Raw genomic sequence first — 10,015 nt, forward strand, 5'->3', positions numbered from 1 at the left:
ACACAACCCCCCCCCCCCCCCGCTCCGAGCGCGGGGGGGGGGCGCCCCGCGCCCCCCCCCCCCCCCGCGCCGGGCAGTTCGCGATCGGGCCCTGAACCGGCCGCCGCAGCGCCGCCGGAGCCGCAGCCGCACCGTTGACCGCTCGTCACCACCGGCCCGGTCCGCGGCGGTACGCCCCGCCGTCGCGCCGCCTCCTACCGGGCCGCGGCCTCGTGGTGAATCATGGAGGCGGCCGAACGGAGCGAGGGCCCCGGGGCGGACGGCACCAGGTCGGCCGCCGGCGGTCCTCATCGAGTGGGACGGGAACAGCATGCCTCTTAGCGGCGAATACCAACCGAGCCCGGAGAAGTGGGTCAGCGACCAGGTCGCGCTGTACGAGGGCTCCGGGGGCACCGAGGGCACGACGCTCCGGGGCGTGCCGGTGGTCGTCCTCACCAGCCTGGGGGCCAAGAGCGGCAAGATCCGCAAGAACCCGCTGATGCGGGTGGAACACGAGGGGACCTACGCCCTGGTGGCCTCGCAGGGCGGCGCGCCCAAGAACCCCACCTGGTACCACAACCTGGTTGCGCACCCGCAGGTCGAGCTCCAGGACGGCGCCGTGCGCCAGGACATGACGGCCCGTGAGGTCGAGGGCGCGGAGCGGGAGCTGTGGTGGTCCCGCGCGGTCGAGGTCTGGCCGGACTACGCCGCGTACCAGACGAAGACGGACCGGGTGATCCCTGTCTTCGTGTTGGAGCCGGAGACCGCCGGCCGTTGACCCCGAACGGCTCGGGCGGGGCCCGGAGCGCCGGAAACCGCCCTCCCGCCCGAGCACTTCGCCCGGCACGGCAGCTCCCGTGCACGACGCGACGTGTCATGACGCGACATGACACGAACGGAGAACCCGGCCGGAGCGGGCGAACCGACCGGTCCGTCGAGGCGTCCCGATCTTCGACGAGCTCCAGTACCTGGTCGACGAGACCGACGCCCGCTGAGCGGTCCCGTGGGGTGGCGGGTGGTGGGTGGAGGGAAGATGACTTGAGTCTCCACCAGGGGGAGACGTGAGGGTGGGGGCATGGACGGCGACGGACTTTTCACGATAGGGGCTTTGGCCCGTAGGACCGGACTGACGGTCAAGACCATACGGTTCTACTCCGACATCGGGATCGTGCCGTCGACTGACCGAAGCCCGGCTGGCTACCGGCTCTACGACCTCACTGCGCTCGCACGCCTGGATCTGGTGCGCACTCTTCGCGACCTGGGCCTGGAACTTGCCGTCATTCGGCAGGTGCTGGACCGGGAGGTCTCGGTGTCCGCGGTCGCGGCGGCCCACGCCGACGCACTGGAGGTGCAGATCCGCACCCTCCGGCTGCGACGCGCGGTGCTGCGGGCGGTGGCCAAACGGGGCTCTACTCCCAAGGAGATGGACCTCATGCACAAACTCGCGAAGCTCTCCGACGACGAACGCCGACGCCTCGTCAACGACTTCATCGACGACGCCTTCGGCGGTCTCGAAGCCAACCCCGACCTCGTGGCCCTGATGCGCTCGGCCATGCCCGAACTGCCCGACGACCCCGAGCCCGAGCAAGTCGACGCCTGGGTCGAACTCGCCGAACTCACCCAGGACCCGGACTTCCGCGCCTCCGTGCGACGGATGGCCCAGCACCAGGCGAACGAGCGTGCCCAGGGCGACACCACCGGCCTGCACCAGGAGCTCACCGAAGCCGTCCGCGACCGGGTCGGCGACGCCCTCGACGCCGGCATCGCCCCGGCCTCCGCCGAGGCTGTACCCATCGTCGGTGACCTGACCGCCCGCTATGCCCAAGTCTTCAACCGTGCGGACGACGGCGAGCTGCGCGAGTGGTTGCTGACGCGTCTGGAGACGGCCAACGATCCTCGGGCGGAACGCTACTGGCACCTCCTTACCGTGATCAACGCATGGCCCGCCCCGCCGAGCCTTGCGCCCGTGTTCGCCTGGCTCATCGCAGCCCTGCGCGCCGGGACCAGCAGCCCCACCACCGTGTAACCTCCCGCCCGGCCCTCGCAGCCCCTGATCAGGCGGCGAGGGCCTCGGCACGTTCGACGAGCAGGCCGCGGTCGAAGCGAGCGCCGGCGCGGACGAGCGCGACCAGGTGGGCGCCGTTGACGGCGCGCCACCGGGCCTGGGCGGACTCGACCAGCTTGAACACCATCGCGAGTCGGTCCACGCCTCGGACGATTCGCGGTGGCCGTCGGCCATGGCCGCCACGTTCAGGGCCGCAGTCCGAACCGTCACCGGCCGCATTCCGGAACGTCGATCGCCCTGCAGTCGTATGCGTCGGCCCGAGGCGCTGGGCGTCCGCATCCGACCACGGTGGACGGCTTGGGCCAAGGCCGGTTCAGGCCAGCACAGAACCCTAGTTGGGCCACTGGTCGGCGGGCAGGATCGTACCCAACGGCAGCGACACGCAGCCGAAAGGAACCGGGGCAGCGTCACCGCGGGACGCACCGGATCCGGGCCACTCCCTGTTGCGCGTGAGTCCCGAAGGAGCCCTGCCATGATCCGCACCCGCATCGCGAAGACCGCCGCGGTCGCCGCCCTCGTCACCCCGCTCGTCACCGTCACCCCGCTCGTCACCGTCACCCCGCTCGTCACCGCCACCCTGCTTCCGACGCCGCCCCTGGCGAGCATCGACACCATGGGCTGGCGGTAGCAGCCCACTTCGGGCCCACCCCCACGCCACCGGCCCGGGCGCCGCGCCCGTCGCCGCGATGGCGCCGTGCGGCCGGGGCGGTCGCCGAACCGGGGCCGTCGCCGAACCGGGGCGTTCTCACTCCGCTCTCACGTGTTGCGCGCCGGGCTTGTCCATGCCCTGTCCGGCGCACGGTCAAAGGCGAATTCCCTCAGTGCCCTTGAGACCTGTCGTGGCCCAGGTCTCTGGCGACGACACATCCGACCTGCGAACGAAGGAAACGTTTCACCATGAAGAGGACTGTGCGCAACGCCCTGCAACTTCTCGCGGTGAGTGCGGTCCTGGCCGGCGGGATGATGATTGCGACGAGCCCCGCGCACGCGACCCTGCCCGATGTGTCCTGCGGCACGGTCACCTCCGCCGACACCACCGCCGCCGCCCAACTGAACCAACAGCTCACCGGCAGCCTGCGGAACGCGATGAACGCGTACCGGATGTCCTGCGCCCGGGCCATCGTCAACACCGTGCGGGCCAACGGCTTACCGCAGCAGGCCGAGGTCATCGCGATCACCACGGCGATCGTGGAATCCACCCTGCGGAACAACCCGAACATGGAGGACCACGACAGTGTCGGCCTGTTCCAGCAGCGGGCCTCGTGGGGCACCACCGCGCAGCGGCTCGACCCGGCGACGACGACCCGCAAGTTCATCAGCGCGATGCTCTCGACGTATCCGAACAACACGTGGCAGAGCAAGTCGATCGGCGAGGTCTGCCAAGGCGTCCAGCAGTCGGCCTATCCCAGCCTCTACCAGGGGCAGGCGGCCGACGCGCAGAAGATCGTCAACGCCATCGGCCAGAGCCCCGCTATTCCGCTGGGGATGACGGGTTTTGCGTCGGCTGACTTCAATGGTGACGGGAAGACCGATCTGGCGGCGGTGGATGCGGCGACGGGGAAGATGTACCTGTACCCGGGTACCGGTGTCGGTACGTTCGGTGAGCGGAGTCTGATCGGTACCGGTTGGGACACGGTCAGCAATGTGACGCCGGGTGACTTCAACGGGGATGGGAAGGTCGATCTCGCCGCGGTGAACACCGCCAACGGGAATCTGTACGTCTATCCGGGCAATGGCGCCGGCGCGTTCGGCACGCCGTGGTTAGCGGGCACCGGCTGGAACAACCTGGACCACCTCATCGGCGGCGACTTCAACGGTGACGGGAAGTCGGACATCGCCGCGGTCGGTACTGCTGACGGGAATCTGTACATCTATCCGGGTAACGGTGCCGGCTCTTTCGCGGCCCCGATCAACGCCGGTACCGGTTGGAACACCGTGGGTAAATTCGCGAGCGGTGACTTCAACGGTGACGGGAAGTCGGACATCGCCGCGGTAGGCACCGCTGACGGGAATCTGTACATCTATCCGGGCAACGGCGCCGGTTCCTTCGCAGCCCCGATCAACGCCGGCACCGGCTGGAACATCATGCGCGACCTCATCGGCGGCGACTTCAACGCCGACGGCAGGACCGACATCGCAGCCGTCCAGGCTCCCCAAGGATCCACCGGCGACATGTACTTCTACCCCGGCACCGGCCAGAACACCTTCGGCAACCGCACCAACATCGGCACCGACTGGTAGCCACCCCCCCAACCCAGCAGCCGACACACACCATTGACCAGATCGAGGTAGACAGCCATGCCCAAGAACAGCCGCTTCCGCCGCGCGTCCGTTCTCGTTCCGTTAATCGCCGCCCTGGCCGCCGTGGGCCTGACCGCGCCGCCCGCCCAGGCCGGCTCCTCCCTCGGAGGCCCCGTCAACCGATCCGAGATCCTGCAGCGCGCCCAGTACTGGGACGCCCAGAACGTCCAGTACAACCAGGGCGCGACGTACGGGGACGGCGACGGCCACACCTACCGCACCGACTGTTCAGGGTTCATCTCGATGGCTTGGCACCTGTCGGCCACCGGGCTCGGCTCGCCGACCACCAATACCCTCGACAGCCGATCGCTGAGCACGCGCATCAACAAGAGCGAACTCCGCCCCGGCGACGCGCTGGACAACATCAGCGACCACGTCGTGCTCTTCGTGAGGTGGAACAACCAGGCGACCGGGGACTTCACCTACATCCACCAGTCGAACCCGAGGACCGACGTGACCTATGGGAACGGGAACGTCTACAGCGGAAACATCTCAAGCTACCCGGCAAGCAGCTACGTGGCCCTCCGTCTCAACAAGGTCGTTGAGGACAACACCACGCCTCCGTCGGCAACTCCGGTGGGGATGACGGGTTTTGCGTCGGCTGACTTCAATGGTGACGGGAAGACCGATCTGGCGGCGGTGGATGCGGCGACGGGGAAGATGTACCTGTACCCGGGTACCGGTGTCGGTACGTTCGGTGAGCGGAGTCTGATCGGCACCGGTTGGGACACGGTCAGCAATGTGACACCGGGTGACTTCAACGGCGATGGGAAGGTCGATCTCGCCGCGGTGAACACCGCCAACGGGAATCTGTACGTCTATCCGGGCAATGGCGCCGGCGCATTCGGCACGCCGTGGTTGGCGGGCACCGGCTGGAACAACCTGGACCACCTCATCGGCGGTGACTTCAACGGTGACGGGAAGTCGGACATCGCCGCGGTCGGTACTGCTGACGGGAATCTGTACGTCTATCCGGGTAACGGTGCCGGTTCCTTCGCAGCGCCGATCAACGCCGGCACCGGTTGGAACACCGTGGGTAAATTCGCGAGCGGTGACTTCAACGGTGACGGGAAGTCGGACATCGCCGCGGTAGGCACCGCTGACGGGAATCTGTACATCTATCCGGGCAACGGCGCCGGTTCCTTCGCAGCCCCGATCAACGCCGGCACCGGCTGGAACATCATGCGCGACCTCATCGGCGGCGACTTCAACGCCGACGGCAGGACCGACATCGCAGCCGTCCAGGCTCCCCAAGGATCCACCGGTGACATGTACTTCTACCCCGGCACCGGCCAGAGCACCTTCGGCAACCGCGCCAACATCGGCACCGACTGGTAGACCCTGGGTGACGAACCCGCTCTGACGCGAGAACCCGCCCCGGGCCCGGCGGGTTCTCGCGTCAGAGGCGCACTGCTTCGACACGACCGCCGGCTGACCCTGTGTCGAGACCGTCGTACGGGCGGTCCGCCGCTGCCGGATCATCGGGGCGCGGAGGTGAAGGCCTGCGAGGTAGCTCTCAGGTGTCTTGCCGTACCTGGTGCGGGACCTGCGGCAGCGAGGTGACGCCCTGGAGGGGGCGGGTGCGCACCCATCGACAGGGCGCGCCGCTGTCAGAGTTCGGGGAGCGGACAGCCCCGGCCGCTGCCGATCAGCTTGTTGACGACGCTCAGCGCGTCCTCGTGGCGGAACAGCACGGCGTACGGCAGTGCCGCCGCCGAGTGCCGTCGTACCAGTGTGGTCTGGTCCTCGGGAAGTTCCGGGTCCGCGACCAGCTCGGCCTGTGCGAGCAGCTCGGGTTGGTCGGTGCGGACCAGCTCCGCAGCGCAGAACCGTTCGAGTTGGTCCGGCCACGCCACGGCGACGCTCGGGCGCGGCCCGGGGGCAGCCGCCGGCGTCGCCAGCCAGGCCCGCACCGGGTCGTCGGAGGGTACGCGGCCGGGTTCGAAGAACGACCAGAACGTTCCCGGCCACATGGCGGAGGCGCGGTAGGCGGTGATCGACACATGGCTGCCCGTGGTCAGGTCGACTGCCAGGTGCACCGGCACGCCTTCCTCGTACCAGTGCGCTCCGTACTCACAGACGGCGAAGCGACGTCCGTCGTGGTCGAGGAGTACGAACGAGGTGTTACGGCGGCGCTTGGTGGCCAGGTCATGCCGTGTCACCAGGACGTCCAGCAACTCCTGGTGCCGTTCCGGTAGTTCCTCGCGGGAGAGGTTGAGCACGGGAGCCTCCAGGTCGACTGTTCGGCGGATCGGGTTCCCACTCTGCCCGTCCGGGAGCGATGAGGTGTGCGAATTAGATGTTTCCGGGACGTCCCGTCGCAGCCGATCCGGTCCGAACGCCCGGCGGTGGCCAAACGGCGAACCGGCCGGTGGCATCCGGGCATCCGGGCGTCCGAACCACGGACCGGCAAGCGTTCTCGGCCGACCCGCACCTGCTCTGAACTGCGCGTTCACCCCCGCCCGTAGGCACGGGTGAGAGGGCGCCGAGGCGCCCCACAGTTTCGAGCCCCGAGGAGTTCCCGTTGGTCCACCACATCGAAGATCCGGCCCGCCGCAGGGGCAGGTGGCGAAGGCCGCTCGTGGCCTTCGCCACCGCGACCGCCGTCGTGGGAGTGCTCGCGGCTCCCGGCATCGCGCCCGTGGCGAACTCCTTCGGGAGCCCTTCACCCTTCTTGTCCTGGCATCAACTGATGGACATCCAGGGCAAGATGAACGAGACCGCTTCGGCCGTGGAACAGGTGTCGGGTCAGATCGGCAGCCAGGCCCTCGCCGGCGTGGTCGCCGCCCCCGAGACGAAGCACCTCACGATCTACTGGCACGGCGAGCTGGCGCCCGAGGTCCGGGCGGTCGTCGCGCACAGCCCGGTGCGCGTCGACGTCAAGTCGGCGCCGCACAGTGCGCAGGACCTGAAGGACGCCTCGCGCGAGGTGACGCGCATCGCCGATTCCGTCGGAGTGCGGATCACCGACGTGGCGATGCCGCAGGACGGGAGCGGCCTCACCGCGACCGTGGTGGGCGGCGAGGCCGACGCACAGCGGCTGCGGCGGGCGGTGGCGTCCGTGAGCGTTCCGGTGACGGTCGAAGCGAACGGCACGGAGTCGATCAGCCTCGGCGAACCCTCGCGCCGGAGCGATCCGAGTGCCGGCGGCGCGCAGATCATCGCACCGTTCTGCAGCACGGCGTTCGCGATCAAGTACCGCGACGAGAACGCCATGCTCACCGCGGACCACTGCTTCATGCCGAACAACGAGACCAACGTCCGGTACGGCGTGGACGATTCGGGCGGACAGGGGCCGGCGATCGGCACCCGGATCTCGCCCCACATCGTCCGCCAGGACGAGAGGGGGCCCGTCTACCTCGACGCGGCCGTCATCAAGCCGTCTTCGAACATCACGATGGACCAGCAGATCTGGACGGGCGGCGCGGCCGACCAGTCCAGCATCTCGCAGACCAAGAAGTGGGTGAGCGCCGCGCAGGTGGCGCACGAGGGGAACTGGATCTGCAACGAGGGCTCCCGCTCGGGCGAGATCTGCAACATCCAGGTCACCACCAAGGTGACCGACTACTACGCCAAGGGTCCCGACAACCTGGGCGGCGAGATCGAGCACCACTACATGTACGGGTGGAAGGCCCTCAAGCAGTTCACCGCCGCCGACAACTCGTCCATCGCGGCCCGCAGGGGTGACAGCGGAGGGCCCGTCGTGCTGGGAGGCGGCCCGGGCCTGCCGGGGGCGCCGCCCAACATCACGGCCCTGGGCATCGTCTCGGCCACCACGGGTGGAACCTGGAGCTGCAAGACGCCGGGGAAGACGATGGCGACCACCTGCTCGGGCGGCATCATGTTCGTCGGCCTGGAGGACGCCCTCCCCATGCTGGGCGCCAAGATCGGCGTTCGCGACTGGAGCACCGGGCACGTGAGCTGGGAGGACTACGGCAGCGGCGGCGGGGGCGTGGCGATGGGCTCCGACCCCAAGCCGCACGACCACACCGAACTGGTCGACGGCAACGGTGCGGCGATGGCCTACGACCTGCCGAGCGGCCGGCTCGTCGGCAGCCAGCCCGGTGACCCGCGGGCCGACTGGGAAATCCTCCAGACGACGGACGGCGGCTGGATGTTCCGGAACCTCGCCGCCCCCAACGAGTACCTGGGCCAGTCCGCCGACGTCGGACTCCAGATGTCGGACTGGGAGGGCGGCCACTGGTACTTCCACCTCCAGATCAAGGGCGGGAACTGTCTCGCACTGTGGCCCGGCGCGAGTGTGCCGAACAGCATCGCGACACCCGGCAACGCCCCGTGCGACCACAACGACGAGAACCAGCTCTTCAAACTGGTGCCGGTCGGCGACGAGGACGCCGACCTGCCGAGCACGCCCGGCCCCCCGCCCGCGGACAGCCTGCACCTGCCGTCCCAGCAGCCGCCGGTGAAGCCCTCCGGGCCTTCCGTGGACGCGGCCTACTCCTTCCTCGCCCAGCGCCTCGACGCCCACGGCACCGGCAGCACGCTGCGCGTGCCCCGCAGCTACCAGGGCGGGCACTTCGAGGACCCGAAGCTGTTCGGCCCGGACGGCTTCCAGGCCTCCTTCACGTACGACAACGCGCTCGTCATCACCGCGTTCCTGCAACGCGGCGGAACCGACGACGTCGCCCACGCCACGGCGCTCGGCGACAGCCTGCTGTACGCCCAGGCCCACGACATCACCCCGGACGGCCGCATCCGCGCCTCCTACGAGCCGGACCCCTTCGTCAAGACCCCGTCCGGCGAGCCGTACGTCGGCGGGTTCTCCGTCTACACCGGGAACATGGCCTGGGCCGGCATGGCGCTCACCCGGCTCTACCGGGTGACCGGCCAACAGCGCTTCCTGGACGGGGCGTTGAAGGCCGCCAACTGGATCCAGAACAACACCGCGGACACCCGCGGCGCCGGCGGCTACACCGGCGGCCTGCGCAACGACGACGGCACCGGCCAGACGATGGTCCCGCTCACCTGGAAGGCCACGGAGCACAACATCGACACCGGCGCCTTCTTCGCCATGCTCGCCGGCGTCACCGGCGACGCGGGCTGGGCGCAGCGCTCCACCAACGCGTTCCGGTTCGTGAAGTCCGTGCAGGCCGCCAACGGCCACCTGTGGACGGGCACCGGCCTGGACGGGGTGACCACCAACGACGACGTCGAGCCGGAGGACGTGCAGACCTGGAGCTACCTGGCCACCCTCGACCCGTCCTACGCGCCCGCCGTCGACTGGGCGGCCGGGCGGATGGCGGCCACCGACGGCCCGTACAGCGGGGTGGGCTTCAGCGGCAAGGACACCAGCGGCGTCTGGTTCGAGGGCACCGCCCACCTGCTGGCCGCCTATCAGGTCCGCCGCGCGGACGGCGACGCCGCGAAGGCGGCGACCCTGATGGCGACCCTGCAGAAGGCCCAGAGCGGTGCGGCCAACACGGACGGCAAGGGCATCGTCGCCGCCTCGCACGACGGCCTGGACACCGGGGAGGGCGACTTCTACTACTCCTCCCTCCACACCGGGGCGACCGCCTGGTACGTGATCGCCGCACAGGGCGGCAACCCCTTCCGCCTGTGACTGGCAGTCGCGGGGGGCCCCCCCCCCGCGGGGGCCCCGCGCCGGGGACCCCCCGGAAAAACACCCCCGCCCCCCCCCCCCCACACCAA

At 69.5% G+C, this 10,015-nt stretch carries 7 protein-coding genes and 1 pseudogene; 6 read left to right on the forward strand and 2 right to left on the reverse strand.

Annotated features, from left to right (window positions below; all coding sequences use genetic code 11):
• The first annotated feature begins 310 nt into the window (after positions 1–310).
• Positions 311–757, forward strand: coding sequence for a nitroreductase family deazaflavin-dependent oxidoreductase (locus ACFV6I_RS25915; protein ID WP_063351884.1), 447 nt, complete (start codon positions 311–313; stop codon positions 755–757).
• Between the two features lie 297 nt (positions 758–1,054).
• On the forward strand, positions 1,055–2,005 hold the full coding sequence (locus ACFV6I_RS25920; RefSeq protein WP_380427916.1) for a MerR family transcriptional regulator: 951 nt from the start codon (positions 1,055–1,057) through the stop codon (positions 2,003–2,005).
• A 28-nt stretch (positions 2,006–2,033) separates the two neighbouring features.
• Here the strand turns inward: ACFV6I_RS25920 and ACFV6I_RS25925 are convergent.
• Positions 2,034–2,177: pseudogene (locus tag ACFV6I_RS25925) on the reverse strand (IS256 family transposase); the annotation flags it as partial.
• Positions 2,178–2,516: 339 nt separating this feature from the next.
• Here ACFV6I_RS25925 and ACFV6I_RS25930 point away from each other — a divergent pair.
• The 3 genes from ACFV6I_RS25930 to ACFV6I_RS25940 all read left to right on the forward strand — a co-directional run bounded on the left by ACFV6I_RS25930 (position 2,517) and on the right by ACFV6I_RS25940 (position 5,683).
• Positions 2,517–2,672 carry a hypothetical protein gene (locus tag ACFV6I_RS25930; protein WP_380427918.1) on the forward strand — a complete coding sequence of 52 codons (156 nt, stop codon included), beginning with the start codon at positions 2,517–2,519 and terminating at the stop codon, positions 2,670–2,672.
• A 269-nt stretch (positions 2,673–2,941) separates the two neighbouring features.
• Positions 2,942–4,285 carry an FG-GAP repeat domain-containing protein gene (locus ACFV6I_RS25935; protein WP_380427920.1) on the forward strand — a complete coding sequence of 448 codons (1,344 nt, stop codon included), beginning with the start codon at positions 2,942–2,944 and terminating at the stop codon, positions 4,283–4,285.
• 57 nt (positions 4,286–4,342) lie between these two features.
• Positions 4,343–5,683 (forward strand): FG-GAP-like repeat-containing protein, encoded by a 1,341-nt coding sequence (locus ACFV6I_RS25940; protein WP_380427922.1) that lies wholly within the window; start codon positions 4,343–4,345, stop codon positions 5,681–5,683.
• A 272-nt stretch (positions 5,684–5,955) separates the two neighbouring features.
• Here the strand turns inward: ACFV6I_RS25940 and ACFV6I_RS25945 are convergent, their stop codons facing one another.
• Complete coding sequence (locus ACFV6I_RS25945; RefSeq protein WP_063351879.1) at positions 5,956–6,567, reverse strand: hypothetical protein; 612 nt, start codon at positions 6,565–6,567, stop codon at positions 5,956–5,958.
• A gap of 470 nt (positions 6,568–7,037) precedes the next feature.
• On the opposite strand from ACFV6I_RS25945, the gene ACFV6I_RS25950 reads away from it, so the two are divergent.
• Positions 7,038–9,926 carry a trypsin-like serine protease gene (locus tag ACFV6I_RS25950; protein WP_159398638.1) on the forward strand — a complete coding sequence of 963 codons (2,889 nt, stop codon included), beginning with the start codon at positions 7,038–7,040 and terminating at the stop codon, positions 9,924–9,926.
• Positions 9,927–10,015 lie beyond the last annotated feature (89 nt).

Origin of the sequence: Kitasatospora sp. NPDC059803, from assembly GCF_042732255.1 — a bacterium.
GTDB lineage: Bacteria > Actinomycetota > Actinomycetes > Streptomycetales > Streptomycetaceae > Kitasatospora.

What these genes read in the sequence shown, in the direction of transcription:
- ACFV6I_RS25920 (WP_380427916.1), top strand. Translation starts at nt 1,055, where the DNA reads ATGGACGGCGACGGACTTTTCACGATAGGGGCTTTGGCCCGTAGGACC.
- ACFV6I_RS25950 (WP_159398638.1), top strand. Translation starts at nt 7,038, where the DNA reads ATGGACATCCAGGGCAAGATGAACGAGACCGCTTCGGCCGTGGAACAG.
- ACFV6I_RS25940 (WP_380427922.1), top strand. Translation starts at nt 4,343, where the DNA reads ATGCCCAAGAACAGCCGCTTCCGCCGCGCGTCCGTTCTCGTTCCGTTA.
- ACFV6I_RS25930 (WP_380427918.1), top strand. Translation starts at nt 2,517, where the DNA reads ATGATCCGCACCCGCATCGCGAAGACCGCCGCGGTCGCCGCCCTCGTC.
- ACFV6I_RS25915 (WP_063351884.1), top strand. Translation starts at nt 311, where the DNA reads ATGCCTCTTAGCGGCGAATACCAACCGAGCCCGGAGAAGTGGGTCAGC.
- ACFV6I_RS25935 (WP_380427920.1), top strand. Translation starts at nt 2,942, where the DNA reads ATGAAGAGGACTGTGCGCAACGCCCTGCAACTTCTCGCGGTGAGTGCG.